The organism is Synechococcus sp. L2F, assembly GCF_024345695.1.
GTDB lineage: Bacteria > Cyanobacteriota > Cyanobacteriia > PCC-6307 > Cyanobiaceae > MW101C3.
The window spans coordinates 158022-184866 of the sequence record NZ_JAGQBP010000001.1; the positions used below are offsets into that span (position 1 = coordinate 158022).

At 67.6% G+C, this 26845-nt stretch carries 25 protein-coding genes; 19 read left to right on the top strand and 6 right to left on the bottom strand.

The window, feature by feature from the left end:
* Positions 1-15: 15 nt before the first annotated feature.
* From KBZ19_RS00760 to fba, 3 genes are all read left to right on the top strand, one after another.
* Entirely contained in the window at positions 16-546 is a 531-nt protein-coding gene (locus KBZ19_RS00760; protein ID WP_315856306.1) for a hypothetical protein, read from the top strand.
* The gene (locus KBZ19_RS00765) at positions 543-1703 is read left to right on the top strand and encodes a Gfo/Idh/MocA family protein (protein WP_255099347.1); all 1161 of its coding nucleotides are present in this window, start codon (positions 543-545) and stop codon (positions 1701-1703) included. The genes KBZ19_RS00760 and KBZ19_RS00765 overlap by 4 nt, the downstream gene beginning before the upstream one ends.
* A gap of 141 nt (positions 1704-1844) precedes the next feature.
* Complete coding sequence (fba, locus tag KBZ19_RS00770) at positions 1845-2918, top strand: class II fructose-bisphosphate aldolase (RefSeq protein ID WP_255099348.1); 1074 nt, start codon at positions 1845-1847, stop codon at positions 2916-2918.
* Between the two features lie 355 nt (positions 2919-3273).
* Here the strand turns inward: fba and KBZ19_RS00775 are convergent, their stop codons facing one another.
* Positions 3274-6153, bottom strand: coding sequence for a UPF0182 family protein (locus KBZ19_RS00775; RefSeq protein ID WP_255099349.1), 2880 nt, complete (start codon positions 6151-6153; stop codon positions 3274-3276).
* A gap of 149 nt (positions 6154-6302) precedes the next feature.
* Here KBZ19_RS00775 and thrC point away from each other — a divergent pair, with 149 nt between their 5' ends.
* From thrC to KBZ19_RS00790, 3 genes are all read left to right on the top strand, one after another.
* Positions 6303-7589: a threonine synthase gene (gene thrC / locus KBZ19_RS00780; RefSeq protein WP_094510682.1), complete on the top strand. Its 1287-nt coding sequence runs from the start codon at positions 6303-6305 to the stop codon at positions 7587-7589.
* Positions 7590-7648: 59 nt separating this feature from the next.
* The gene (locus KBZ19_RS00785; protein WP_094510683.1) at positions 7649-7924 is read left to right on the top strand and encodes a MoaD/ThiS family protein; all 276 of its coding nucleotides are present in this window, start codon (positions 7649-7651) and stop codon (positions 7922-7924) included.
* A gap of 94 nt (positions 7925-8018) precedes the next feature.
* A complete protein-coding gene (locus tag KBZ19_RS00790; protein ID WP_255099352.1) occupies positions 8019-9008 on the top strand; it encodes a cupin in 990 nt (329 codons plus the stop codon).
* Positions 9009-9209: 201 nt separating this feature from the next.
* Here the strand turns inward: KBZ19_RS00790 and ftsH are convergent, their stop codons facing one another.
* Positions 9210-10991, bottom strand: a complete 1782-nt coding sequence (gene ftsH / locus KBZ19_RS00795) for an ATP-dependent zinc metalloprotease FtsH (protein ID WP_255099354.1) — start codon at positions 10989-10991, stop codon at positions 9210-9212.
* A 408-nt stretch (positions 10992-11399) separates the two neighbouring features.
* Between ftsH and rpmF the strand changes: the two genes are divergently transcribed.
* Positions 11400-11579 (top strand): 50S ribosomal protein L32, encoded by a 180-nt coding sequence (gene rpmF, locus KBZ19_RS00800; protein ID WP_094510684.1) that lies wholly within the window; start codon positions 11400-11402, stop codon positions 11577-11579.
* Here rpmF and KBZ19_RS00805 read toward each other — a convergent pair.
* The 3 genes from KBZ19_RS00805 to KBZ19_RS00815 are packed head-to-tail and all read right to left on the bottom strand — an operon-like array spanning position 11540 to position 13766.
* Positions 11540-12652 carry a hypothetical protein gene (locus KBZ19_RS00805; RefSeq protein WP_255100062.1) on the bottom strand — a complete coding sequence of 371 codons (1113 nt, stop codon included), beginning with the start codon at positions 12650-12652 and terminating at the stop codon, positions 11540-11542. The genes rpmF and KBZ19_RS00805 overlap by 40 nt on opposite strands.
* Entirely contained in the window at positions 12649-12993 is a 345-nt protein-coding gene (locus tag KBZ19_RS00810) for a DUF565 domain-containing protein (protein WP_094510686.1), read from the bottom strand. Before KBZ19_RS00810 ends, KBZ19_RS00805 begins: the two co-directional genes overlap by 4 nt.
* A complete protein-coding gene (locus tag KBZ19_RS00815) occupies positions 12990-13766 on the bottom strand; it encodes an HAD-IA family hydrolase (RefSeq protein WP_255099357.1) in 777 nt (258 codons plus the stop codon). The genes KBZ19_RS00810 and KBZ19_RS00815 overlap by 4 nt, the downstream gene beginning before the upstream one ends.
* 23 nt (positions 13767-13789) lie before the next feature.
* Here KBZ19_RS00815 and recJ point away from each other — a divergent pair, with 23 nt between their 5' ends.
* Positions 13790-15751 carry a single-stranded-DNA-specific exonuclease RecJ gene (gene recJ / locus KBZ19_RS00820; RefSeq protein WP_255099358.1) on the top strand — a complete coding sequence of 654 codons (1962 nt, stop codon included), beginning with the start codon at positions 13790-13792 and terminating at the stop codon, positions 15749-15751.
* Positions 15752-15815: 64 nt separating this feature from the next.
* Here the strand turns inward: recJ and psb30 are convergent, their stop codons facing one another.
* Entirely contained in the window at positions 15816-15923 is a 108-nt protein-coding gene (gene psb30, locus KBZ19_RS00825; protein ID WP_094510689.1) for a photosystem II reaction center protein Ycf12/Psb30, read from the bottom strand.
* 117 nt (positions 15924-16040) lie between these two features.
* Between psb30 and KBZ19_RS00830 the strand changes: the two genes are divergently transcribed.
* From KBZ19_RS00830 to KBZ19_RS00880, 11 genes are all read left to right on the top strand, one after another.
* Complete coding sequence (locus KBZ19_RS00830; protein WP_255099360.1) at positions 16041-16445, top strand: YkgJ family cysteine cluster protein; 405 nt, start codon at positions 16041-16043, stop codon at positions 16443-16445.
* Positions 16442-16852: a TMEM165/GDT1 family protein gene (locus KBZ19_RS00835; RefSeq protein ID WP_255099361.1), complete on the top strand. Its 411-nt coding sequence runs from the start codon at positions 16442-16444 to the stop codon at positions 16850-16852. Before KBZ19_RS00830 ends, KBZ19_RS00835 begins: the two co-directional genes overlap by 4 nt.
* Positions 16853-17121: 269 nt before the next feature.
* Positions 17122-17406: a TMEM165/GDT1 family protein gene (locus tag KBZ19_RS00840; RefSeq protein WP_255099363.1), complete on the top strand. Its 285-nt coding sequence runs from the start codon at positions 17122-17124 to the stop codon at positions 17404-17406.
* Between the two features lie 105 nt (positions 17407-17511).
* Positions 17512-19857, top strand: coding sequence for an RNB domain-containing ribonuclease (locus KBZ19_RS00845; RefSeq protein WP_255099364.1), 2346 nt, complete (start codon positions 17512-17514; stop codon positions 19855-19857).
* Between the two features lie 3 nt (positions 19858-19860).
* Complete coding sequence (locus KBZ19_RS00850; protein ID WP_094510694.1) at positions 19861-20484, top strand: flavin prenyltransferase UbiX; 624 nt, start codon at positions 19861-19863, stop codon at positions 20482-20484.
* Positions 20485-20492: 8 nt separating this feature from the next.
* Entirely contained in the window at positions 20493-21014 is a 522-nt protein-coding gene (locus KBZ19_RS00855) for a hypothetical protein (protein WP_255099365.1), read from the top strand.
* A 59-nt stretch (positions 21015-21073) separates the two neighbouring features.
* Entirely contained in the window at positions 21074-21514 is a 441-nt protein-coding gene (locus KBZ19_RS00860) for a DUF2996 domain-containing protein (RefSeq protein WP_255099367.1), read from the top strand.
* 159 nt (positions 21515-21673) lie between these two features.
* Entirely contained in the window at positions 21674-22765 is a 1092-nt protein-coding gene (acsF, locus tag KBZ19_RS00865; RefSeq protein ID WP_094510695.1) for a magnesium-protoporphyrin IX monomethyl ester (oxidative) cyclase, read from the top strand.
* Positions 22766-22906: 141 nt separating this feature from the next.
* On the top strand, positions 22907-24343 hold the full coding sequence (locus KBZ19_RS00870) for a TldD/PmbA family protein (RefSeq protein WP_399220067.1): 1437 nt from the start codon (positions 22907-22909) through the stop codon (positions 24341-24343).
* 2 nt (positions 24344-24345) lie between these two features.
* Complete coding sequence (locus KBZ19_RS00875; RefSeq protein WP_255099368.1) at positions 24346-25728, top strand: TldD/PmbA family protein; 1383 nt, start codon at positions 24346-24348, stop codon at positions 25726-25728.
* A gap of 39 nt (positions 25729-25767) precedes the next feature.
* Positions 25768-26826, top strand: coding sequence for a methionyl-tRNA formyltransferase (locus tag KBZ19_RS00880; RefSeq protein ID WP_255099369.1), 1059 nt, complete (start codon positions 25768-25770; stop codon positions 26824-26826).
* Positions 26827-26845: the final 19 nt, after the last annotated feature.

Below are 26845 nucleotides of genomic sequence, written 5' to 3' on the forward strand. Positions count from 1 at the left end.
CTCACCAAGCAGCTCTTGCTGCCGCTTTTGCAGCGCTGGTCGCCCCAGCTCGCCGCCCGCCGTTTCTGGTCGTTGGCCCGGGCGATGGCTTCCGGTTGCAGGCTCCAGGGCTTCACCGTGGCCGCCGCGCTGTTGTTCGCGCTGCTCCCCGCGCTGCTGCTGCCGGCTCCTGGCTTGTCGGGCGGTGCGGCCCTGGCCGGCCCGGTCAGCTGGAAGGAGGTGCCTGCCACAGCGGAAGGGCGCCAGTGGTGGGATGAGGGCAGCCTGAGGCTGAGCCGTGAGGGCTGGCTCTCCGTACTGAGCCGCTTTCAACCGGCGCCGCCCCCGGAAACAGACGACTCCGGTAACGCCACCAGGGCCAAGGCACGGCCCGGTCAGCTGTATGTGATGGACCTGGACTGCGGCCAGCGGCTTTATCGCGACACCTCCGTCAATGGCTTGCCCCGCTTCGGCGCCGACTGGCAACCCACCGGCGGGGATGCCCTGATCAGCGCGGTGCTGGAAGAAGCCTGCGCCGCCGGCGCCCCCCTGCTGGCCCTCCGATGACACTGCTCGAAGCAGCGCCCCTACGGGTAGCGGTGGCTGGCCTGGGATTCGGAGAAAAGGTGCACCTGCCGGCCCTGCGCGCCAGTGGCCGCACCGAACCTGTGGCGCTCTGGCACCCTCGACACGAGCGGGTTCAGCAGGCCGCCAGCGCCGCCTCCCTGCCTGGCTTCACAAACTTCGAGGCCCTGCTGGCGGACCCCGGCATCGAGGCGTTGGTGATCGCCACGCCGCCCGCCCCACGCTTCGCCCTGGCGAAAGCCGCCCTCGACGCCGGCAAGCACCTGCTGCTCGAGAAACCCGTGGGCGTTTCGGCGGAGCAGGTGGAGGAATTGCAGCGGTTGGCAATCAGCCGGGGGCTGCAGGTGGCGGTCAACTTCGAATACCGGGCGGTGCCGGTGTTTCAGCAACTGGCGGCCCTGCTGGCGGCTGGGGTGATCGGCGATCCCTGGCTGGTGAAACTCGACTGGCTGATGAGCAGCCGCGCCGATGCTTCCCGACCCTGGAACTGGTACGCCCAACGCAGCGAAGGTGGCGGTGTGCTGGGCGCCCTGGGCACCCACGCCTTCGACATGCTGCACTGGCTGATCGGCCCCACCCGGGAGCTGCAGGGCACACTCTCCACCGCCATCGACGCCCGCCCGCTGCCCGATGGCAGCGGGCGTCTGGCTGCCGTGGATGCGGAGGACATCGCCCTGCTGCAGCTGGGACTCGATGCGGGCCTCGCTACAGGCTTCGGCACAGGAAGCGCTGCTGGCAGTGGTGCTGGAAGCCAGCGGCTGGTGCCGGCCCAGGTGAGCCTGGCGGCAGTGGCCCGCCAGGGGCGCGGCTGCTGGCTCGAGTTGTACGGCAGCGAAGGCACGTTGGTGCTGGGCAGCGACAACCAGAGTGACTATGTGCATGGCTTCCACCTCTGGCGGGCAGGGCGAGGCGAAGCGTTGCAGCCTGTACCGGTGGACCCTGCTCTGGCCTTTGCCCGCACCTGGGCCGATGGGCGAATCGCCCCGGTGGCGCGCCTGCACCGCTGGTGGGCCGAAAGCGTGCGCACCGGTCAGCCGATGGTGCCGGGTCTCAGCGAGGGCTTCCGCAGCCAGCTCTGCTGCGATCTGGCCATCGCCGCCGCCGGCACCGGCCTGCGCCAGGACCTGCCGGTGGGTTGAGAGCGATCAGCATCGCCTAGAGTCGCGCGCATCCCGCGTCAGGGTTTCGAAGCCGGTGGCCTGGTCTCTTGGTCCGCCTCCCCTCGTTCACCGCGCTGGTGCCCCCGACGTGCCCACCCACACCCTCAGAGGTATTCCCCCATGGCCCTCGTTCCCCTTCGGCTGCTGCTCGACCATGCCGCTGAGAACGGCTATGGCATCCCTGCCTTCAACGTCAACAACCTGGAGCAGGTGCAGTCGATCATGGAGGCTGCCTATGAAACCGACAGCCCGGTGATCCTGCAGGCGTCCCGCGGCGCTCGCCAATACGCCGGTGAGATTTTCCTGCGTCACCTGATCATCGCCGCCACCGAAACCTATCCCGACATCCCGGTGGTGATGCACCAGGATCACGGCAACAGCCCTGCCACCTGCTTCGGTGCCGCCGCCAACGGCTTCACCTCGGTGATGATGGACGGCTCCCTGGAAGCTGACGCCAAAACCCCCGCCAGCTACGAGTACAACGTGGCTGTCACCAAGGAAGTGGTGGGTGTGGCCCATGCCATCGGCGTGAGTGTGGAAGGCGAACTGGGCTGCCTGGGTTCCCTGGAAACCGGCAAGGGTGAAGCCGAAGACGGCCACGGTTTCGAAGGTGCCCTCTCCCGCGAGCAGCTGCTCACCGATCCGGCCGAAGCCGCCGACTTCGTCGCCAAAACGAAGGTGGATGCGCTGGCGATCGCCATCGGCACCAGCCATGGCGCCTACAAGTTCACCCGCAAGCCCACCGGCGAAGTGCTGGCCATTTCCCGCATCGCCGAAATCCACAAGGCGATCCCCAACACCCACCTGGTGATGCACGGCTCCAGCTCGGTGCCCCAGGAATGGCTCGACATGATCAACAAGTACGGCGGTGCCATTCCCGAAACCTATGGCGTGCCGGTCGAAGAGATCCAGAACGGCATCAAGAATGGCGTTCGCAAGGTCAACATCGACACCGACAACCGTCTGGCCTTCACTGCCGCTGTGCGGGAAGCCGCCTTCAAGGATCCCGCCAACTTCGATCCCCGCCACTTCAACAAGCCTGCACGGGCCTACATGAAGCAGGTGTGCCTCGATCGCTACCAGCAGTTCTGGTGCGCCGGCCAGGCCAGCAAGATCAAGCAGCAGAACATCAACTACTACGCCGCCCTTTACGCCAAAGGCGTCCTGGATCCCAAAACTGCTGTGGCCGTCTGAACCGTCCACAATCAGCCTGTCGACAACCAACAGTGTCGGGCTCACGCAGTCCACGCTCGCGCGAATCACATCCACCCTGGGGCCTTCGGGCCCTTTTTTCATGGGGAGATTTCGGGCTTATGGCATCGGGCAGCCATGGGCCCTTTGGTCTCATGCCATCGAGAGCCATCCGGTCCCATTGGTCTGATGTGACATGGAACCACAGGCCCCTTTCGGGCTATCCATCCCATGAACCATGCCGCTCAGAGCTTCCGGCCTTGCTGCCTGTGGGACGTTCGGGCCAGTGGTTGTGTGGCGGCTGCAAGCTGATTGATCGCGCGAAAGCTTCCAATCGTCCTGCTACCACAGCCTGGCCTCAGAGTGTGTCGAGACCGGGGATCGGCAGGGGCGGAGGCGGGAAGGCGGGCAGTGAGTCGGCTGGGCTGGAGCCTTTGGCGGTGCCTTGGGTGAGCTTTTCAAGGGCAAGTTCAAGATCCCGGTCCATCACAAAGCGGCGCCCGTCGGTGACCACCACCCGCACCAGCGTCGGCAGGCTGTTGTTGCCCGACTCGAGGTAGATCGGCTCCACGTAGAGCAGACCATCACCCACCGGCAAGACCAGCAGGTTGCCATGCACCAGCCGGGCTCCTGCTCGGTTCCACAGACCGAACTGGAAGCTGATCTGAGGATCCTGCTCGATCAGCGCGGTGACCTGCTCCGGGCCCAGCAACAGCCGCTGCTGAGGGAAGCGCACAAGGAACAGTTCGCCGTAATGGGGAGGATCGTTGCGGGCAGCCAACCAGCCCACCAGGTTGGAGCGGCGCACCGGGGAGAAGGGCAGCAACAACACGAATTCCGGCCGCCGTTCTCCAGGCAGCTGGACAGTGGCGTGATAAGGCTGCACCGCCACAGTTTCGGAGCCGTAGGTTTCGAGAGGCACCGACCAGACATCATCGCCGTTGTAGAACGTGCGCACATCGGTGACGTGATAGCGAAGCAGACGCTCCGATTGAATCTTGAACTGACTGTTGGGCACCCGGATGTGGGCCAGCAAGGCTGACGGCATGTCCGTGAGCGGATGAAACAGTTCAGGGAAGGCCCGCTGCCAGGTGCGCAGCACCGGATCACTGGGATCGCTCACGTAGAACCACAGCCTGCCATCCTGTGCATCCACAACAGCTTTCACAGGATTGCGGAAATAACGGATGCCTTCCGCGTTGGCGTCACTGTAGGGATAACTGCGGCTCGTGGTGTAACCATCGAGCATCCAGTATTGATGGTGCTTCTCGTCAAACTCCGAAGCGTTCTTCACGTTCACCGTCACCATGTACGGCTCACTTTCGAAGCGTAGGAAAGGGGCCAGAGCTTCCACCCGTTCATTCACCTGGCGCCGCAGCAGCAGCAGGGAGCGGGACGTGAACGAACCGGCCAGCAGCACCCGCGGCTCATGCAGGTACACCGCGGCTGTGAAACGCTGCCAGGCATTGGTGAGCGGAATGCCGCGTTCACCGTCGTAGTGGCTGTAAACGTTCAGCTCCCCGTCAGGGAAATCGAATTCCTGCACCTTGGTGGGCGCGATGGCGTAAGGCGCCGGAGCCGAAGCGAAGTACAGGCGTGGTCGGCCCACGGGAAAAGCGGCCTGCGCTTCAGCGTCCGTGATGCCCAGCTGGGAGATGCCCTGCACCCTGCCACTGCGACCGAGATCCTTCACGAAGAACAGCGGCAATCCGTCAGGCCCGAACACATTCACGGGTGACACGGTGAAGCCGTAGCCATGGGTGAAGACCAGATGCCGGTTCAGCCAGGTGCGCGATCCCTCAGGAAGCGCGGCGCTGTCCAGCTCCCTGGCGGAAATCAGCACCTGCTGGGAGGCCTGGTCCTCTCCGGCCGCGGAGAGGTCGTAGCGGTCGACGGCCGCTGAGGGGAACGTGTAATACAGGCGCAGCTGCTGCAATTGGCGGTTAGCCGCCAGCAAGGGCCCGCTGTCCCAGAGGCGGATGTTGGCAAGGGTGCCCGGCGCTTCGACAAGGTCGGCGGCGGTGATGCGTTGCAGGGGCTCCAGGGTCGTGTTGCGCACCTCCTCCAGGCCGAAGGCGCGCCGGGTGGCACGGATGCTGCGCTCGATGTAGGGCGTTTCCACCGCCAGCTCGCGCGGCTGCACCCAGAAGCGCTGCGCCTGCGGCGCCACCGCGAACTCGGCCACCGGCAGCAGCAGAGCCGTGGCCAGCAGCGGGAGCACCACCACGCGGCGCAGCCAGGTGCGTCGCACCGGCAGCGCCAACCCCAGCGCCGCCAGCATCAACAGCAGGGCCAGCAGCAGCCGGATGGGCAGGCGCACATGCAGGTCGACGAAGCCGGCGCCTGCCGCTACACCGCTCCCCTGCACCATCAACGCAAACGGGGAGAGCGCATTGCTGAGCGAGGCCAGCGCCGCCAGCACGGCGATCTGGGGCTTGAGCACGCCCTGCTGGTCACGGCTCAGGCCCACGAAGCGGAGGTCGCTGAGGCTGGATCCTTCGGTGAAGCTGACCCAGAGGCAGCCGGCAAGCCCCACCACCAACTGCGCGATCAGCACGCTGAGCAGCAGCTGCAGAGCCGGCAGCCGCAGCACTGAAAAGCTGAGATCGAAATGGGTGAGCGGATCGGCTTCACCGAACGGCACGGCCAGCAGTGCCGGCAGCCACAGGCTCCAGCCGCGCGCCAGGGCTGTGGCCGAACCCGCCAGCGCGGCCACCAGCACCAGCCGCAGCACCGGCAGCGGCCGCACCAGCAGCAACAGGCCGAGCAGGGCGGCCAGCAGCCCCACCCCTACGGGCGAGAGGCCGGCCAACGCAGAGAGGCCGCTCACCACATCGCCATCGAAGGGATCGGTGATCAGGCCCCGGGCCTGCACGAACAGAAACATGAGCCCTGTGCTGAGCAGCAGCAGCAAGGCCAGCAACGTGCACACCAGCGCGAGGGGGCCCATCCGCAGCAGGGGCTGGCGCGGCAACGGCTTGGCTGTGGCCTCGCTGCGCAACCGCCAGCAGCGGTGGAGTTGCTGCAACTGCAGCGGGACCCCGACTCCCATCACCAGGAGGAACCCGAGCACCTGCAGCATCCAGCGGCGCAACAGCACCTGCTGAAAGTCGAACTGCGAGTACCACGCCCATTCGATGCTCAGCCGCGAGACCACGAGCACGCCGAAGGCGAGCAGGGGCACGAGCAGCAGGCCCGCCAGCAGCGGTGGCTTCAGGCGAGGAAAACGGTGGGGCACGGGCTGAGGCTAAACAGGCATCGGACGCTGACAAGCCTGCGGCCTGAATGGCACTCCGAAGGCAACTGAATACCCGACTTCAGAGATCGGATATTTCCGTGCCTTCTGCTCATCGCTGCTAGCTTTCGATTCAACGCTGCAGTGAGCCTGTGACGGCCACCCTCTCTCGTGCCACCTTCACGGGGCTGCGCTGCAAGGAATGCGGCCACCCCTACGACGCCGGAGCCCGCCACGTCTGCGAAGACGTCTGTTTCGGGCCTCTGGAAGTCGTCTACGACTATGACGCCATCCGCGCCCGGGTCACCCGGGCCACGATCGAAGCCGGCCCGGCCTCCATCTGGCGCTACCGCGAATTTCTGCCCGTGCAGGGCGATCCCATTGATGTGGGCACCGGGTTCACCCCCCTGGTGCGGGCCAACCGTCTGGCCCGGCGCCTCGGCCTCAAGAGCCTCTATATCAAGAACGACGGCGTCAACATGCCCACCCTGTCCTTCAAGGACCGGGTGGTGTCGGTGGCCCTCACCCGCGCCCGCGAGCTCGGCTTCACCACGGTGAGCTGCGCCAGCACCGGCAACCTGGCCAACTCCACCGCTGCCATCGCTGCCCATGCGGGCCTTGAGTGCTGCGTCTTCATTCCCGCTGATCTGGAGCTCGGCAAGGTGCTCGGCACCTTGATCTACAACCCCACCCTGATGGCGGTGAAGGGCAACTACGACCAGGTCAACAGGCTCTGTTCGGAAGTGGCCAACACCTACGGCTGGGGCTTCGTGAACATCAACCTGCGCCCCTACTACTCAGAAGGCTCCAAAACCCTCGGCTACGAGGTGATCGAGCAGCTGGGCTGGCAACTGCCCGACCACATCGTGGCGCCGCTGGCTTCCGGTTCCCTGTTCACCAAGATCCGCAAGGGCTTCGACGAATTCATCAAAGTCGGCCTTGTCGATGAAAAGCCGGTGCGCTTCAGCGGCGCCCAGGCCGAGGGCTGCTCACCAATCGCCCAGGCCTTCGATGCGGGCCGTGATTTCATCACCCCCGTCAAGCCCGACACCATCGCCAAATCGATCGCCATCGGCAACCCTGCCGACGGCCCCTACGCCCTCGACATCGCCCGCCGCACGGGCGGCACCATCGCCTCCGTCACCGACGAGGAGATCGTGGCCGGCATCCAGTTGCTGGCCGAAACCGAGGGCGTGTTCACCGAAACGGCCGGCGGTACCACCATCGCCGTGCTCAAGAAACTCGCCGAGCAGGGCAAGATCGATCCAGACGAAACCACCGTCGCCTACATCACCGGCAACGGCCTCAAAACCCTTGAGGCCGTCAGCGGGGTTGTCGGCGAGCCCCACACGATCGAACCCCAGCTCAGCAGCTTCAATGCCGCCTGGGAGCGGGCCCAATCCCTGCATCGCGCCACCTGGGAGCCGATGGGGGTCTGACCCCAGCCCACCGGGATTCCCGGCGATTTCATTCCTTCCTTCCCCCTTGCCCAAGTCCCATGGCGATTCAGGTCCTCATTCCCACTCCGCTGCAGAAGTACACCGCCGATCAGGCCAGCGTGGAACTGGAAGCCTCCAGCGTGGATGCCCTGCTGCAGGAGCTCGACAGCCAGTTCCCCGGCATCAAGGCACGTCTCACCGATGAGCAGGGCAAGCTGCGGCGCTTCCTGAACGTCTACGTGAACAGCGAAGACATCCGCTTCCTCGATAACCAGGCGACCCCCTTGAGCGATGGCGATGAAGTGAGCATCGTGCCGGCCGTGGCCGGTGGCTGAGGCCGGCAGCAGGCCAAAGGGTGTCATCGGCGGCCACCCCCCGGCTCCAGGCTTGCGTCAATAGGCTCACCGACATCACCAAGCGGCTGGATCCATGACCCAGACCAAGCCACCAACCGCCACCTCGCCGAGCAGCTCCAGCCGGCCTTCCGCAGCACCTGCAAGCAACCCAAGCCCCACCGCCCAGCTGTTCGACTATCGCCAGGCAGCCAACCCGATCCGCCACGGGCTGACCGAACCTATCCCGGACCAGCGCTGGGGCCCTGAACTGCACGCCAGCGGCCCGACGGCCGTGCTGCCCCTTGATCTGAGCGCGGCTCTCGGCTGCAGCGGCCCGGCTACCAGTCCGGCCCTCTCCGCCAACTTCATTCGTCTGCTGGCCGGGGAGTCGATCGAGGCCAGCGCCAACGCCACCAGCCTCCTGTTTTACGTGCTCCACGGCGAAGGCCGCTGCCACCGGCAGGGCAACGGCATCGCCCCGGCCTTCCGCCAGAGCTGGAGTCAGGGCGATCTGTTCGTGCTGCCGGCCGGAGCCACGCCGCAGCTGGAGGCCACGGCCGAGAGCGTTCTCTACTGGGTGCACGACGCTCCTCTGCTCCGTCATCTGGGTGTGAGCCCCGATCAGGCGCGCTTTGAGGCCACGTACTACCCAGGCAGCTGGCTGCGCCAGGAGCTGGCTCTGCTGGCAGCCGACCCCAGCAGCGCCCGCAGCAACCGGCTGAGCCTGCTGCTGGCCAATACCGCCCTGCCTGCCAGCCGCACGGTCACCCATACCCTCTGGGCCATGTACGGCATGGTGCCGGCCGGAGCCGTCCAGCCACCGCACCGGCATCAGTCGGTGGCGCTTGATCTGGTGATCGACTGCGATCCCGGTTGCGCCACCCTCTCGGGCAGCGAGCTCAATGCCGACGGCACCATCCGCAACCCCGTGCGCATGGAGTGGGAACCCGGTGCCGCCTTCGTGACCCCGCCAGGGCAGTGGCATTCCCACGTGAACGAAAGCGGCCGCACTGCCCTGTTGCTGCCCATTCAGGACGCCGGCCTGCACACCTACCTGCGCAGCCTCGACATCCGTTTCAGCTGAGCAGGTGGTTCCGGTTCATTCGATCGAACAGGTCGCCTGATCACAGGGTGACCTGATCCAATCGTTCCTTCGATCGAACACACCAGTGCATGGAGCAGGCCATTGATCGAAGAGCGCGTGGAGCTCGACCGTTCGCCTGTTCCTCAGGCCTCGACTCGTGATGAATCAACACTGCCAAGGCTCCCCACCTGCGCAGCCCGCTCAGGCCGCGGAGGTGGGCGTAAGCGCCCTCTGGGTGGTGGCCATGAGGTTGGCTTCATAGCGGTCCACGATGGCCCGGAAGTCATCGCCGCTCAGGGTTTCCCGCTTGATCAGCAGCTCCACCAGATCATCAAGCAGGTCACGGCGCGGCTCCAGTTCGGCGACAGCACGGTCGAGCGCCTCCTGGGAGAGCGCGCGCACCTGAGCATCAATGCGGCGGCCGGTGGTTTCGGCGTAGCTGGGCCGCGTGTGGATCAGATCGCGACCAAGGAACACTTCAGCGGCATCACCTTCAAGTGCGACCGGCCCCAGCGGTGAAAAGCCGTAGCGGGTGACCATCTCGCGGCAGATGCGGGTGGCCATCTGCAGGTCGCCGGAAGCACCCTGGGTGATTTCGCTGGGGCCGAACACCACCAGCTCAGCGGCGCGACCGCCCATCACGACCACCAGCCGGGCCTGCAGATACGCGCGGCTGATCAACCCGGAATCAATGATGTCCTCATCCGGCATGGTGCGGGCAAAGCCGCCGACGCCGCCGGCCCGCGGCAGCAGGGTCACCTTGTCGAGGCGATCCGCGTGGGGAATGAGGGTGGTGAGCAGGGCGTGCCCCACTTCGTGGTACGCGATCAGGCGCTTCTTGGCGCTGTCGAGCAGGGGAGCCACGGCCAGGCCCATGGTGATGCGCTCCAGGGCATCGCTGAGCGCCTGGTCATCGATGCTGGCTTTCTGGCGGCGTGCGGTGAGGATGGCCGCCTCATTGAGCAGGTTGGCCAGATCCGCCCCGGAGAATCCAGGCGTGCGGGCAGCCCAGGTGGCCATTGACACCTCGTCCGAGAGGGGCCTGCTGCGGGCATGCACAGCCAGGATCGCTTCGCGGCCGCGCCGGTCGGGCAGATCCACGCTGATCTGGCGATCAAAGCGACCGGGCCGGGTGAGGGCCACATCCAGAACATCCGGCCGGTTGGTGGCCGCCAGCAGGATCACGCCGGAGTTTTCCTCGAAGCCATCCATTTCGGTGAGCAGCTGATTGAGGGTCTGCTCCCGTTCGTCGTTGCCACCGCCGATGCCCGCTCCACGCTGGCGCCCCACGGCATCAACTTCATCAATGAAGATGATGCAGGGAGCCTTTTCCTTGGCGCGGCGGAACAGGTCGCGGACCCGGCTGGCGCCCACGCCCACGAACAACTCCACGAACTCCGAGGCCGCCATCGAGAAGAAGGGCACACCCGCCTCGCCGGCGATCGCCTTGGCAAGGAGGGTTTTGCCGGTGCCAGGCGGGCCCACCAGCAGAACACCGCGCGGAATCTTGGCGCCGATGGAGGTGAAGCGCTCGGGCTGGCGCAGGAAGCTCACCACCTCCTGCAGTTCTTCCTTGGCCTCGTTGATGCCCGCCACATCCTCGAAGCGCACCGACACCGTGCCTTCGGGCTGGAGGCGAGGCTGGCTGCGCCCGAAGCCGATCGCCTTGTTGGCCACCTGGGAGGAGCGCCGGATCAGCAGCGTGAGACCGCCCACCAGCATCACCACCAGCAGCACATTGACCACCAGGCCAGCGGTGGCATCTTCCTGGCGATCATCACGGACGCTGAGCGGCACCTTGGCCTGTTCGGCGGTGCTGAGCAGCAGGGTGTCGTTGGCGAACACCGGCACCCGCGCTTTGCTGCCATCGGCCATGGTGACCAGGGCTTCCCGCTGGCGCAGCGACAGCTCCACCTCCTTCACCTGGCCGGCCCGCATCAGGGCCAGCAGCTCGCTGTAGGTAGGGGCCGGAGCCTGCTGCACGCCAAAATTGCCGAAGAGGCCAGGGCGAGACTCGGCAGCAGCCGGAGGCGGGGCTGCGGGCGTCGCTTGACCGGGAGGCTGGTCTTGAGCTGCTTTCTCCGTAGGGGTCGGCTCTGCGGTGGAACGTTCTGAGGCGGAGCCTTCTGTGGCGGCCTGCTCAGCGTCGGGCTGTGTTGGAGGGGTCTGGTTGCCGGGAGTAGGACTGGTGCTGGTGGCGGCTGGCCTCGATTCAACGGCAGGAGCCGCTGTGGGATCTGGGGCAACCGACAGGGCAGCGGTGGACCCGCTGGACCAGAGCGGATGCACAGGAGGCGCGCTGCTCACGGGGATTTGCTTCTCCTTGGAGCTTAGCGATTTGACGAAAGGCAGGCCGGCAGCGGAAAGTAGTTGTTTGGCAGTAGGTAGGGAATGGCTGTTCCCAAGAAGAAAACGTCCAAAGGCAAGCGCAATCAGCGCCACGCGCACTGGAAAGCCAAAGCTGGCGTTGCCGCCAGCAAGGCGCTCTCCCTAGGCAAAGCCGTGCTCAGCGGCCGGGCTCAGGGCTTCGTCTATCCGATCGACGACAGCGCCGAAACCGAAGAAAGCTGAGGACCTGCCAGGCGCGCCTGCTCACCGGTGCCCATCCAACGGAAGCGGCGCCGGCTGTCCAGTAGCCCCACCGCTTCCACAACCTGCTCCTGGCCTGGGTCGGTGCACCAGACCAAGGGATCCTGGTAAAGGGCTGGTGGAAGAGACCACAGGCTGGCCCGCACAATCCTTTCCAGGTCGGCCCCACGCAACGCTATGGCTGCCGGGAGTGGACCTTCTGTGGAGCTTCGGAAAGCGGAAGCGCTGATCCCGGCGTCCCCACCCATTGAGCCGCCCAGGCGGCGCTGGCGGGCTTCAGCCTGAAAGCGCCAGCGGCGTGGCCAGCTCCAGTCGAGCGGTCGCAGCACCCACAGCCCATCCAGCTGCGCCCACACCGGCGCGTAGGGCAACAGCGCAGCGTCCCAATCCGGCAGCCATGCCTGTTCCTCGGGCGTCAACCCCAGTGCCGCCCCACCCCCCAGCCGCTCCAGCCGCCCCGCCAGTGCTGCCGGGCCAATCGCACGGCAACCGATCATCCAGCCCTCCAGCAGCACCACATCGGCCTGCTGGGCGCTCCAACCGCTGCGATCACCACGCCCTTGCCGCAGGCGTTTATCGAAGCGGGGCCAGCGCAGGATCCCTTCCTGGCGCCAGCGTGTGAGCTGGTGGGCGAGCAGGTCCGCGTCATGGCTGCCAGGAGGAACCCGGTCGACACCAAAGGGATTGCCCGCCATGCGGCTGATGCGCTCCTGCCAGGGCCAGTAGAAGTCGTCGATCGAGAGGCTGCTCAGGCTGAGGCCCAGCGCCGGTGCCAAGGCGCTCAGCCAGGCACCGAGGCTGGATTTGCCGGCCCCCACCGGGGCGTTGAGGCCGATCAGCAGGCGCTTGCCCTTGGCCACCTCGCGCTGGCAGCGGGTCAGCAGCGGTAACACCACCGCCCAGCGCGGATCAGGCGGAATGGACAGGGCGTCGGGATGCTGCCGCCAGCGCTCCTGCCAGGCCACAGCATCCGCCACACCGCAGGCCTGCAGCAGGCGGCCGTAGGGAGCCTCAGGCCAGAGCGGGGTGTACGACGGCTCTGGAGTGTGCGTCACGAGCCCAGCTTGAACGCCTCTGCCACCACGGCGTAGACGAACCCGAGGCGCAGGTGGTCGCAGATCACCCAGGCCAGGGTGGGTTCACCGCGCACCTGGTGGCTGCGCACCCGTACCAGCACTTCGAGCAGCACCACCAGCAGAAGCACCACCACCGGCCGCTGCCCGATGGTGACGAGGAAATAGGAGGTGAGGTTGTTACCGCCGAAATACCCGGCCAGCAGGGCGATCAACGACAAGCTGCGGCGTCGCCAGGTGCCACGCACCCCCTGCAGCAGGGCAGCGGCGCTGCGATCGAGCAGGTGCTGAAAGCGGGTGGCCTGAACCGGCGGGGTGCTCATGACGGAACGGCCAGCTGCTCCAGGTAGGAGAGCGTGATCAGGCCGTCAGGGCAAGGTGGGCCCTGCAGCACCGAGATGGGAGCGCCGCCCTCACCCAGCTGGCTCACAATGGCGGCCGCCCCCTCGAACACAGCGAGCGGTTCCTGGCGTGTGGCTTCGCTGAGGGTCACCAGGGTGCGCAGGCCGGCGGCCGTGGCGGCCCGAGTGCCGTTGCTGGAATCCTCAATTGCCACCACCGCCGCCGCCGGCATCGCCAACTGGCTGAGGGCAAGGGTGTAAGCGTCGGGCGAAGGCTTGAGGGCAGCCACGTCGTCGCCGCACACAAGAAAGGCGAAGGTGGCCGCCGCCCCAGGCAACAGGCGCTCGATCAGTGCCTGCGCGGAGACGCGCCCGCTGGTGGTGACCACCGCCTGGCGGAGGCCGGCGCTGGCGGCGGCCGTGATCAGCCGCTCGACGCCCGGGCGCAGCCGGATCGCCCCGGATGCCATCAGGGCTGTGTAGTGCTGTTGCTTGCGACGCACCAGGGCATCCAGCAAGGCGGGATCGGGGGGCTCAGGCCCCTGGTCGCTGAGATAGACGCGCAACCGCTCCCGGCCGCCACTGATCGCCAGCAACTGGATGTAGGTGGCCGGATCCCAGTGCCAGGGGAGACCTTCCTCGGCAAACGCCAGGTTGAAAGCCGGGCGATGACCGTCCAGCTCCGTTTCCGCCAGCGTGCCGTCCACGTCCCAAAGCAGGGCGCCAAGGGAAGGCTTCAGAGGAGCGTCATCCATGGAGGGAGGGTAGGCAAAGGCGCATGAACAGCCAGCACACAGAATGCGAAGGCCGCCTCGACGATGGCCTGTTGTCCCGCCTGCCCGAGCAACGCTGGCAGTTGCCGGCGCCCCTGCCGGCCCCGGAGGCCAGTGACCCGGCAGCCAGGGATACCGCTGCGGCGCTGGCCGCCCTGGGTCTGCCGCCCGAACTGCTGGCCGTGCTGCGCCGGCGGGGCTTTGACAGTGCGGCGACGATCACCGCCTTGCTGGACCCCCCCGCCGCCCCCGATCCTCAGCAGCATTTCCAGGACCTGGGCGTGGCGGTGGAGCGCCTGGCGCTGGCCTGTGGGCGAAGCGAAGCCGTGGCGATCTGCGGCGACTACGACGCTGACGGCATGACCAGCACGGCCCTGCTTGTGGGCGTGCTGGAGCGGCTGGGCGCCCGGCCGATGGCGGCGATTCCCAGCCGTCAGGACGATGGCTATGGCCTCAACACGGCGATGGTGGAGCGCCTGGCCGGCGACGGCATCCGCCTGCTGGTGACGGTGGACAACGGCATCGCCGCCGCGGACGCCCTGAACCGGGCTCTGCAGCTGCAGGTGGACGTGATCCTCACCGATCACCACACCATTCCGCCGGAGCCACCGCCTTACCTGGCGCTGCTGCATCCCGCCCGCACCCCCGAAGCCTCGCCCTACCGAGGCCTGGCCGGAGTGGGGCTTGCCTACGTGCTGGCGGTGGCGCTGGCAGAGCGGTTGAAGCGCGCGGATGCCACCGGCATGGCGCTTGACCTGTTCTGCATCGGCACGATCGCGGACATGGCGCCCTTGCACGGGGTGAACCGCCGCTGGCTTCAGGACGGCCTGTGCCGCTTGCAGGGCTCCGCGCTGCCGGGACTGCAGGCCCTGCAGCGGCTGGCTGGACTCGGGGAGCGACCGCTGGATGCCATGGCGGTGGCCTTTCAGATCGCGCCGCGGATCAATGCCGTCGGCCGGCTCGGGGATCCCCAGCTGGTGGTCGACCTGCTGACCACCGCAGATCTGGAGTGCGCCATGGAACTGGCGCAGCAGTGCGAGGCGCTCAACCGGCAGCGCCGCGATCTCTGCGATGCCATCGAAGCGGAGGCGGTGGCACTGGTGGAAGCCGACGGTCCCGAGCGCAGCCCTTTTCTGCTGCTGGCCCAGAGCCATTGGCACCACGGCGTGATCGGCGTGGTGGCGGCCCGGCTGGTGGAGCGTTTTGGTGCACCGGTGGCCCTGCTGGCCGGCGAGGGCAACGGGCTGCTGCGGGCTTCGGTACGGGCGCCCAAGGGATTTGCGGTGGATGCGGCGCTGCATGCCTGCCACAACCTGCTTGAACGTCACGGCGGCCACCCCGCCGCCGGTGGTTTCACAGTGCGGGCCGAAAACGTCGCGGCTCTCCACGACGCACTCAACACCATCGCCAGCGCCACTGCCAGCCCCCTGGGCAGCGGACTGCTGGTGGAGCCCGAAGCACGGCTGGCGCTCGATCGCATCGATAGACCGTTCTGGCTCTGCCTGCAACGGCTGGAGCCGTTCGGTGCCGGCCACGAAACACCCGTGTTCTGGAGCCAGCAGTGCCGCGTGGTGGAGCAGCGCAGCCTGCGGGGCGGCCATCTGCAGCTGCTGCTGGAGCAGAACGGCATCCGGCAGCGGGCGATCGCCTGGCGCTGGCAAGGAGAAGGAGCGGTGCCGGCCGTGGTGGACGTGGCCTTTCGCCTCCGGCTCAACCACTGGCAGGGCGAGGAGCGCCTGCAGCTTGAAGTGGTGGGCCTGCGCGAGAGCGGTGGGGGCGAGGTGCTGCTGCAGCGCCGCCAACGCTCCTACTGGTGCCGGGTGGAAGCGGAGGAGTTGCGCATCCGCAATGCCTCAGGCGAAGAAATGGGCGTCCCGCTGCACGAAACGAACGTGCAGGGGGAGAGGCACCCCTACGTGCAGGGGCTGATTGATGAAGCGACTCTGGCTTTGGGCCTGGTGGCCTGAGGGGTGTGTTGGCGCAGGGCGTGGGCCTGCGCCGGACGAGGGGCCAGTGCCAGGGGCAGCAGGCTCAGAGCGCGCCGCGCCGATAGAAAAGGATGAAGATCACGGCCGGGCCGGCCAGGGTGATCAGAGCCAGGGCGAGGAAGTTGGCGATCAGATGGAAATCAATACCCATGGTCCGAAAGCTCGCAAGGAAAGCGCTCTGCGTGGCAGCCTAAGGGTCGTGGTGACGGGCATCCCGGTGGCGACCATGCCACTGTGACGGCTTGTCACAGCAACGCGGGGTGACCTGATGGTCTGCGGAACCCACTGGAGCTGCATCTCTGGGTGTGGAGCCTGCTGTCGCCTCGATCCCGAGGAGCGGAGCGAGGCCCTTGAAGCGCTCAATCCCCGGCAACGGGAGACCTATCTCTCGATGGTGGGCGCTGACGGCTGGTGCCGCCATTTCGACACCGGCTCCCGCCGCTGCAGGATCTACGCCGAGCGGCCCGATTTCTGCCAGGTGAGCCAGCTGGCCAGCCTGTTCGGAGTGCCCGCAGCAGAAAGCGAGGCCTTTGCGATCCGTTGCTGCCAGCAGCAGATCCGCAGTGAATTCGGTGGGCGCAGCAGGGAGCTGCGCCGCTTTGAACGGGCCACCCGCCGGGCGCCGGCGCCGCTGAACGACCAACCTGGTTCCGTTGCCTCCTGCCCTTCATGAGCGCCACCAACGACCCCGGCACCGGGCCAGCCGCAGATCCTGCGCCCCTGCCGGCCGACGCCCCGGACAAAGGCGGAGCCGTCCTGCCGGCCTCGTTCGTGAGCATCCTGTTCACCACTTTCACCACGGTGTTTCTGGCGGAACTGGGCGACAAGACCCAACTGGCCGCCCTGTTGTTATCCGCTCAATCCGGACGCCCCGGGGTGGTGTTCCTGGGGGCGGCACTGGCCCTGATCTGCTCCAGCCTGGTGGGGGTGCTGCTCGGCCGCTGGCTGGCCACGGTGCTCCCGCCGCAACGCCTCGAACTGATCGCCGGGCTGCTGATGGTGGCGCTCGGCCTCTGGCTGGGCATCCAGGCAGCTGTGCAACTGCTGCAGGTCCCCGCGGACGCCGTGCTGCTTCCTTGATCCAGCCGGCTTGGGTTGAACCTTCACCCGGCCTCATCGTCTCGTGACGTTGATCTCCCCTTGGATGGATCGAGTGCTTGGTTGATCAATCCCGGCCGATCCACTCCTTGGTGATCCGCTCTCGGTTGATCCACTGCTTGAGTGATCGTCTCCTTGGTTGTTCTTCGCACAGATTCAGTTGGCCCGGGTGGAGCGCCCTCCGTTTGAGCGAACACTCCCCCTGACCAAGCCGCTGTAATCCCGGTCCTGCCGTCCACCGCCTCAATCCGATGCAACTTCCGCTGCTGGCCTCCACCTTTCTCACGGTGTTCGTGGCCGAACTCGGTGACAAAACCCAGCTCACGATCGTGACGATCAGCGGCACCTCCAGCAACACTCTGGCGGTGTTTCTCGGCAGCGCCGGTGCGCTGGTGCTGGCCAGCCTGCTAGGGGCCCTGGCCGGGGGGTCTCTCTCCTCGCTGATCCCGCCGGCCGCCCTGCAGCTGGCCGCCTCGCTGGGGTTCCTGGTGATCGGCAGCCGCCTGCTGATCCGGGTGCGGCAGGAGGCTTCGTAAAGTCTTTGCTAAGACGCCAGTTCCCGGGGGCTCCGCTGCATGCCCCGGGAACCGCCATCCCTTTCCACGTTCCTGGCTCCAACCCTGTCTCTCCCCGCTGCTCCGATGAAGTTTTCGGTCGCTGACCTGCTCGACCACCTGCCCGAATCCGATGTTCTGCCGGTCGAGCAGCTTGAGAAGGCACTGGGTCTGAGCCTTACGCCCGACAAGCAACACCTCCGCATCGCCCTGGCAGGCCTTGAAAAAGTGGGGCTGCTGGAGGCGAACGAGGCCGGCATCTCACGACGCGCCGACGACAGCCTGATCGAGGCCCGGCTGCGCTGTTCCAGCAAGGGGTTCTGCTTCGCCCTGCGCGAAGACGGAGGCGATGACATCTACATCCGCGACCACCAGCTCAATCACGCCTGGAACGGCGACCGCGTGCTGGTGCGGATCACGCGGGAGGGAGGGCGCCGTCGCTCCCCGGAGGGCGGGGTGCAATGCATCCTCGAGCGGGCCACTGCCAGCCTGCTGGCTCAGGTGGAGCAACAGGACGACCGGCTGGTGGCCGTGCCCCTCGACGACCGGCTGCTGACCACTGTGGCCCTGCCCGCAGACGATGCCGTCTACCTCGACCCTGCGGCCGAATCGGTGGTGGAGGTGCGGCTCGATCGCTACCCGGTGGCCCAGTTCCCTCCCCAGGGCCATGTGGCCCGGCGTCTGCCGATCAAAGGGGGCGAGGAGGCAGACCTGGATCTGCTGCTCACCAAACATGGCCTGCGCGAACGGGCCAGCGCCCCCCGCGCCAGCCTGCGCAGCCCCAACGACAAGGGCCGCACCGACCTCACCGGCCTGCCCACCCTGCTGCTGAGGCCCTGGCAGGGAGCGGAGGCGCCGGAACTGCCGGCCCTCTCCCTGGAGGAAAGCGACGAAGGCCTGCGGGTGTGGATCCACAGCCCCGCCGTGGCCGAGCGGATCACGCCCGGCAGCGCCACCGACCAGTGGCTGCGCCAGCAGAGTTCGGCCTACTGCCTCGGCAAGCGCTGGTTGCCGCTGCTGAGCCCGGCGCTCGCCAAGGCCACTGCCTTCCGGACCGGCGAATCCGCCGCCGCCGTTTCGGTGGCCCTGACGATCACGCCGGAAGGGCAGCTGAGCCACTACCGCTTCGCCCTCACCACCATCCGCCCCGACGCCGAAGTGGATGCCGCTGCCCTCGAGGCCCTGGCGGACCGCAAGCCGAAGGCCCGCACGGTGCCGGCCTCGCTCAAGGCGCTCAAAACCGTTCTGCCCGACCTGGAACGCCTGATGGCGGTGGGTCGTGGGCTGCAGGAGCAGCGGCTGGCGGCCGGCTCGGTCGATCTCGATCTGCCCTTCCCCCCGCTGGAGGTGCTCGGTGATCTGCGCACACCCGAACCCGATGAGTGCCACCGCGGCTGGATGATCGCCCTTCCCTCCACCCAGCCGCTGGCCCTGCTGCGGGAAGTGGTGCTGCTGGCGGGCCGCGCTCTGGGTCATCACCTGCAGGCACTGCAGCTGCCGGCTCTGTTCGCGGTGCAGGCGGCGCCCGATCCGGCGGAAATCAACGAAGTGGCCAAGGCCGCCCTGGCCCTCGATGTCCCCCTTGACCTGGACGACGAGGGCAATGCCCCCGCACCCGGCGTGCTGGCCACGATCTTCGCCGCCAGCGAACGCCGCCGCGGCTTGCAGCACCAGCTCAGCGAGGTACTCAGGCCCGTGCAGATCAGCCTGGAGCCGGGGCCCAACCTGCTCGCCGGCGAAACGCAGGCCTACGCCCCCTGGTGCCTGGCCACCTCCTCCTACGCCGATCTGTGGAACCAGCAGGTGCTGGTGCTGCTGCTCACCGAGGGCAAGGATCGCCCCAGCGTGCGCCATAAAACCCGGGTCGACCTGGCCTCCGATGCCTGCCACGGCCAGATCGACTGGCCACTGCTGCCGCCGAGCCAGATGGCCGAGCTGCAGCAATCCCGCAGCGTGTCCCTGCTGCAGCGCCTCAATGGCCGGGCCCGCTTCGTCGCCGACCTCCAGGGCGACCTGCTGGCGATGGCCCAGGCCCGCGCCGCCGAACCCCTGGTGGGCGAGACACTCACCGGTGTGATCAGCGGCGTGCAGAGCTACGGCTTCTTCGTGGAAATCCCTCCGTCCCTGGTGGAAGGGCTGGTGCACGTGAGCTCGCTCAAGGACGACTGGTACGAATACCGCTCCCGCCAGAACCGGCTGGTGGGGCGCAAGAACCGCCGCACCTACATGCTGGGGGACGCTGTTGAGGTGACCATCCTCAAGGTGGACGCCCTGCGCCATCAGATCGATCTGGCGGCGATCCTGCCGGACGACGACGGCAGCGGCAGTGAGCTGGGCGGTGCAGGCCACTTCAGCGGTGATACAGGCGCTGAAGATGGCGCGGGCCCCGACGGTCAGGACGGCATCGACGCCGAGACCGACACGGAGGCCTGAGCGATGGACCCGGTGGTTCTGGCGGTCTCCGGCGCGTCCGCCATGCCGCTGGCGGAGCGGGCCCTGCAGCTGCTGCTGCAGGCGGGCCAGCCCGTGGAGCTGATCGTCAGCCGCGGCGCCATCACCGTCTGGCTGGCGGAGCAGGGCCTGCGCATTCCCGTCGAGCCCGAGGCCCAGACGGCGTTCTGGCTGCAGCGCACGGGCTGTGCCGATGGGCCGCTGCGCTGCCACCGCTGGAACGATCAGACGGCGGCGATCGCCAGCGGCAGCTTCCGCACCCGCGGCATGGTGATCCTGCCGGCCAGCATGGGCACGGTCGGACGGATCAGCAGCGGTGTCGCGCTGGACCTGGTGGAGCGGGTCGCCGATGTGCACCTCAAGGAGGGCCGGCCACTCGTGATCGCACCGCGGGAGATGCCATGGAACCTGGTGCACCTGCGCAACCTCACCCAGCTAGCGGAGGCCGGTGCCCGCATCGCTCCGCCGATTCCCGCCTGGTACCAGCAGCCCCGCTCCCTGGAGGACATGGTGGATTTCCTGGTGATCCGGGTGTTCGATTCGCTGGGGTTCGAGCTCGGTGAGCTGCGCCGGTGGCAGGGTCCGGTCGAGCTGGCGCTCCCCACCTGAGACCCGCCGTGCTGCAACGCCTGCTGCTGCTGCCACTGCTCGCCCCGTTGCTGGCAGTGCTGCTGGTGGGTGCCTTAAACCCGCGGCCAGCCACCAGCCTGCGGCTGCTGATCTGGACCTCACCGGCGCTGCCGATCGGTCTGTGGATCGCCGCAGCAGCCGGTGGTGGCGCCGCCCTGAGCGCGGGTGCCACGGCGCTGGCGCTCAAGGGTCAGTCCCGGGTCGTCGTTCAGCGGCAACGCAGGGGTCTGGAGCCGCCAGCCCAGCAGGAACCATGGGACCTGCCCCGCAGCGAGCCGTCGCGGCGCCGCGACGCACCCGTTGAGGGGTCCGGGCGCGGGCGCCCGTTTGACGCAGCAGCGGCCGGCCCTGTTCGCGCCGCTGGAGACCCTGCCCCCACCGTGGCCGTCCCGTTTCGGGTGATCCGCCGCGCTGATCCAGGAATGGGCGCTGCCGGAGCTTCTGCTGCAGCCACCGCAGGAGATGCCGCTGCGGATGGCTGGGAGGCGCCACCAAGCGACGACTGGTGAACCAGCCGGACGGTACCGCCCCTAAAGTTCCCAGACCTGAACGCCAGATCCCCGTGCCGGTGAGCGAACCCAACGGAGCCGCCCCCACGCCATCTGCCGTGGAAGCCGCGGAGAAGCCGGCCGCCAAAGCCAAGCCCCCGGCAGTGGAGGACAAGCCGTTTGCCGAGTTCGTGCCGGAGATCTTCCTGCCGGCACTGGCCAAGGAAATGCAGGCCTACGGCGGGCCCTCGCCGGAGCTGAGCTTTGAGCAGGCGCCGATGCCCGTTGTGGGTAGCGACTGCTGGGTGGTGAAAGGGTGCATGCCCCGGGGCCGGCGGTTCTGGCTGTGTTTCACCACCACCGACATCCACGGCCCCAAAACCTTCAGCCTGGCCGAATCCGGTAGCGAACCCACCTTGCTGGAGTCGTTTCTGATCGATGAGCGCAAAGCCACCCTGCCCCTGCTGGTGTCCAGGGTTGTGTCACGGCTCAACGGGCAGAAGTGGCTCGGGCCCAACTGAGGCCAGCGCACCGGGCCCGGCCGGTACCTCAAGCACGCCGCCCCATTGGAGACACAGCGTTGAGCCTCTATCACGGCTCGATCTGTTGGAGCGTCACAACTGGGCCCCTTCGGCTCGGATGGCCCTTACGATGCCTGCATCGCCTGCCTCGACGCCAGAATGGTGCCTCCCACCGCCGCACCCAGCGCTCCCGTCGCCGCTTCGAACGACCACGCACCGGCCTTCAAGGATCCGGTCAAGGACACGATCCTCACCCCGCGGTTCTACACCACAGATTTCGACGCCATGGCGGCGATGGATCTGCGGCCCAACGAAGTGGAGCTGGAGGCGATCTGCGAAGAGTTCCGCAAGGACTACAACCGCCACCACTTCGTTCGTAACGGCGAATTCGACGGCGCCGCCGACAAGCTCGATCCCGACACCCGCCGTGTGTTCGTCGAGTTTCTCGAGCAGAGCTGCACATCGGAGTTTTCCGGCTTCCTGCTCTACAAGGAGCTGAGCCGCCGCATCAAAGCCAAGAACCCGCTTCTGGCCGAATGCTTCGCCCACATGGCCAGGGATGAGGCCCGCCATGCCGGCTTCCTCAACAAGGCCATGGGCGACTTCGGGCTCCAGCTCGATCTGGGCTTTCTCACAGCCAGTAAGTCATACACCTTCTTCAAGCCCAAGTTCATCTTCTACGCCACCTACCTCTCGGAGAAGATCGGCTACTGGCGCTACATCGCCATCTACCGCCACCTCGAGAAGAACCCTGACAGCAAGATCTTCCCGATCTTCAACTTCTTCGAAAACTGGTGCCAGGACGAAAATCGCCATGGCGACTTCTTCGACGCTCTGATGAAGGCCCAGCCGGACACCGTGCGTGGCCTGCAGGCGCGCCTCTGGTGCCGTTTCTTCCTGCTGGCTGTGTTCGCCACCATGTACGTCCGTGACGTGGCCCGCAAGGAGTTCTACGAAGCCCTTGGCCTTGATGCCCGCGCCTACGACAAGTACGTGATCGCCAAGACCAACGAAACCTCCGCCCGGGTGTTCCCCGTGGTGCTCAACGTGGAGCACCCACGTTTCTATGAGCGGCTGGAGCGGATCGTGGGCAACAACCAGGCCCTCAGCGCCGCCGATGCCTCCGCCGCCATCGCTCCGCTCAAGGTGCTGCGCAAGCTGCCCTTCTGGGCCGCCAACGGCCTCGAAATGGCGAAGCTGTTCTTCATGGCTCCGATTCGCAGCGAGGCCTTCCAGCCGGCTGTGCGCTGATCCTCAGCCGTTTGAAGTGCCTGGCCAGGGGCCTACCCAACCCAGCAAATCTCTGGGGGGTCCCTGGCAGCGAAGCTGCTGAGGCATCCCGTGCCTGCGGCCTCGCCGTTAGCCTGAGCCACCAAGATCAGGCCGACTTCCTTGGTTGCTTCCACTGCTCGCCCCTTGCTGGCGCTCGAAGGTTTTGACCTCAGCTGGCGTCAACGCCTGGAGCCGTTGCTGGCTGCAGGGCGCGCCGCTGGAGCCAGCCTGGTGGAGGTGTTCCTGGAGAGCACTGACCACATCGGCTTGCTGGCTGAGCAGGACCGCATCACCAGCGTGAGCCCGGCCTTCGGCCGCGGCGCTGGTGTGCGCGTGTTCCGCGACGAGCGCGATGGCTTTGTCTCCACCAACGACCTCAGCGAGCGGGGCCTGATGGTGGCGCTGGAGCAGGCCCTGGGCATGCTGGGCCTCACGGTCAACAGCAACGGCATCAGCGGATTCGACGGGCTGCCCGACCTGCGCGACTACGCCCTCGCCAAGGGCGACTGGCTGGTTGCCTGCCCGACCCTGGCGGAAAGCACCGACCGGCTACTGGAGGGCACCGCCCTGCTGGAACGGCACGGCCAGCACCTGCAGGCACGCCGCGGCAGCTACGCCCGCGACTGGCAGGAGGTGATGGTGGCCGCCAGCGATGGCACCTTCGCCCGCGACATCCGGCTGCACCAGTCGGTGGGGCTCACGGCCCTGGCCGCCGACGGGGAGCACCGGGCCAGCCAGGGCCGCCGTTATGGCAGCACCGACCGCCCGGACGATCTGCGCCAGTGGGATGCCCAGACGGCCGCCCTCGATCTGTGTGCCAGCACCCAGGCCATGCTGCATGCCGAGTATGTGGAAGCGGGCACCTACCCCGTGGTGCTTGCCAACCGCTTCGGCGGTGTGATCTTCCACGAGGCCTGCGGGCACCTGCTGGAAACCACCCAGGTGGAGCGGGGCACCACCCCCTTTGCCGATCGGATCGATGCTCCGATCGCCCACAGCGCCGTGACGGCGATCGACGAGGGGCTCAGCGACGGCGCCTTCGGCAGCCTGTCGATGGACGACGAGGGCATGGCGCCCCAACGCACGGTGCTGATCGAGAACGGGGTGCTCAAGCGTTTCCTCTCCGACCGCGCCGGTGAATTGCGCACCGGCCACCCCCGCACCGGCAGCGGCCGGCGCCAGAGCCACGCCTTCGCGGCCGCCAGCCGCATGCGCAACACGTACATCGCCGCCGGGCCGCACACCCCGGAGCAGCTGATCGAATCGGTCGATCGGGGCTTGTACTGCAAATCGATGGGTGGCGGCAGCGTGGGCCCCACCGGCCAGTTCAACTTTGCGGTGGAGGAGGGCTATCTGATCGAGAACGGTCGCCTCGGCAAGCCCGTGAAAGGAGCCACCTTGATCGGTGAAGCCAAAGAGGTGATGCCCCGGCTCTCGATGTGCGCCAATGATCTGGAGCTGGCAGCCGGCTTCTGCGGTTCGGTGAGCGGCAGCATCTTCGTCACCGTGGGGCAGCCGCACATCAAGGTGGATGCCATCACCGTGGGAGGCCGCTGATCATGAGCACCACCACAGCGGGAACCACCTTGGGCCTCGACGCCCACGCCCTCAGTGAGCAGCTCAGCGGCCTGGCCCAGGGCCTGGGCATCGAGCGCTGGGATCTGGGCGCCGCCTGCAGCACCGACACCTCCGTGCAGGTGGACCGCGGCGAAGCCAAGCAGCTCAAGGGCGCCCAGCGCAGCGCCATCACCGTCCGTGTCTGGAACGGGGATGGCCTCGTGGGCATCACCAGCACCTCCGACCTCTCTCCCGCCGGCCTGGCCCGTGCCCTCAGCGGTGCCCGCGATGCCAGCGCCTACGGCAACGCCGACGACATCCCGGCCTTCTCGCCGCTGGGCACGGCCCCGCTCGAACCGCTTGATCAGCCACTGGTGGAACCGCGCGGCATCCTCGAGCTGCTCGACACCCTGCGGGAAGCGGAGCGCGACCTGCTCGGCCGCCATGCCGCCATCACCACCGTTCCTTACAACGGCCTGGCCCAGCGCAGCAGCGAGCGCCTCTACCTCAACAGTGCCGGCGCCTGCCGCGAGCAGAAGCTCACCACCGCCAGCCTTTACCTCTATGCCCGCGGTGAAGAGGAGGGCCGCAAACCCCGCAGCAGCGGCGCCGTGCGCCTGGCCTACGGCCTGCAGCAGCTGGATGTGGCCGGCTGCATCGCCGAAGCGGCCGAGCGCACCATCGCCCATCTCGATTACGCCCCGATCCAGACAGGGCACTACACCTGCATCTTTTCGCCGGAAGCCTTCCTCGACCTGATCGGCGCCTTCAGCAGCCTGTTCAATGCCCGGGCCGTGCTCGACGGCGTCAGCCTCAGCAACCGCGACGCGCTCGGCAGCGCCCTGGCGGTGCCATTTCTCTCCATCCACGACAACGGCCTGCATCCCGGCAATGTGGGCGCCTCGAACTTCGATGGCGAAGGCACGCCCGTGCGGCGCCTGGCCCTGGTGGAAGGGGGCGTGCTGCGCCACTTCCTGCATTCCGAAGCCACGGCGCGCGCCTTCGGGGTGGAGCCCACCGGCCATGCGGGCCTGGGCGCCAAGGTGTCGGTGGGGCCGCATTGGTTCGAGGTGGGGCCAAGCGCCGGTTCCTCCGGCGGCGCCAGCGGCCTGGATCGCCACACTGCCGACGGCGTGGTGTGGATCGATTCGCTCTCGGCACTGCACGCCGGTGTGAAGGCGAGCCAGGGATCGTTCTCACTGCCGTTTGATGGCTGGCTGATCCGCAACGGCGAAGCGCGCTCGATCGAAGCGGCCACCGTGGCCGGTGACATCCGGGCTGTGCTCAAGGGCATCCTCGGCTTTGAAGGGGAGGCCAAGCTCACCCCCGATGGCCTCTGCCCGCACGTGTGGGTGGAAGGCCTGTCCGTGACCGGCGACGCCTGAACGGCACCGGCCCCGTTTGATCCACCCGCCCACGTCCCTGTGAAGATCCTGTTCTGGGGCACGCCGGCCTACGCCGTGCCCAGCCTTGAGGCGTTGGTGGCTGCCGGCCACGCAGTCGTGGGAGTGGTCAGCCAGCCCGACCGGCGACGTGGCCGGGGGGCGGCGGCCCAGCCATCGGCGGTGAAGGCCCGGGCCCTGGAGCTGGGGCTGCCGGTGTTCACTCCCACCCGTATCCGCCGCGAACCGGAGGTGCAGCAGCAGCTGGCAGCCCTCGGCGCCGACCTTTCGGTGGTGGTGGCCTTCGGCCAGTTGCTGCCGCCCGAGGTGCTGCAGCAACCGCCGCTGGGCTGTTGGAACGGCCACGGTTCCCTGCTGCCCCGCTGGCGCGGGGCCGGGCCGATCCAGTGGTGCCTGATGGAAGGCGACGCGCAGACGGGGGTGGGGATCATGGCGATGGAAGCCGGCCTCGACACGGGTCCGGTGCTGCTGGAAGGTCGTCTGCTGATCGGCCTGCTCGACAACGCCCAGCAGCTGGCAGCCCGGCTCAGTGCGCTCACCGCCACCCTGCTGGTGGAAGCGATGCCGAGGATCGAGGCCGCCGGCCCTGGTCCCGAACCGGAGCGCTGGCAGCGGCTGGGGCTGCGGCCCCAGGGCGACGACGGCGTGCGCTTGGCGCGGTTGTTGCGCAAGGAGGACTTCGCGGTGGATTGGAGCCGTTCGGCGCTGGCGATCCACCGCCAGGTGATGGGCTTGTACCCCGGCGCCACCACCACGCTGGCGGGCAAGCGGCTCAAGCTGCTCGCCACCGAGCCGCTGGTGGCCAGGCTGGCGGAGCAACTGAGCGCCGACGTCCGGGCGCTGGCCACCGGCGTGGCTGAGCAGCAAGGGAGACCCGGTGAGGTGCTGGCTCTGCTGCCAGGCGTGGGGCTGGTGCTGGGCACCGGCGGCTGCCCGCTGCTGCTGCGCAGTGCCCAGCTGGAGGGCAAACAGGCGGCCAGCGGCCAGCCCCTGCTCCAGCAGCTGGGCCTGCAAGCGGGTGACCGGCTGGGTGAGAAGGGGGCAGGGTCTGCTCCAGAGGGGTCGCTCGGCGGGAGCTGAGCGCGGTTCCGCTGGTGCT